The following is a 354-nucleotide window of genomic DNA, read 5'->3' as shown; positions in this document are numbered from 1 at the left end:
AGATTTCTTCCGGGGGCTTTTTTTTGTGCGTGACCCAAACTGATTCAGACAGGATAACGAGGAATAAAGAATGTTAGACAACACCCGTTTACGCATAGCTATGCAGAAATCAGGCCGCTTAAGCGATGATTCACGCGAATTACTGGCCCGTTGCGGCATTAAAATTAATCTTCACACCCAGCGCCTGATTGCGATGGCGGAGAACATGCCGATCGATATTCTGCGCGTGCGTGATGACGATATCCCGGGTCTGGTGATGGACGGTGTCGTTGACCTCGGCATCATCGGGGAAAACGTTCTGGAAGAGGAACTGCTCAACCGCCGGGCACAGGGTGAAGACCCTCGCTATTTTAC

Annotated in this window: 1 pseudogene; it reads left to right on the top strand. The window is 50.8% G+C overall.

The features are described from left to right. Positions 1–70 precede the first annotated feature (70 nt). Positions 71–354, top strand: a pseudogene (gene hisG / locus FDW94_RS23870) (ATP phosphoribosyltransferase); the annotation flags it as partial.

This window comes from Citrobacter sp. wls757, assembly GCF_005280935.1.
GTDB classification, from domain to species: domain Bacteria; phylum Pseudomonadota; class Gammaproteobacteria; order Enterobacterales; family Enterobacteriaceae; genus Citrobacter; species Citrobacter portucalensis.
The sequence above is the reverse complement of the archived record's forward strand: the minus strand, read 5'-3'. Positions and strand labels throughout refer to the sequence as shown.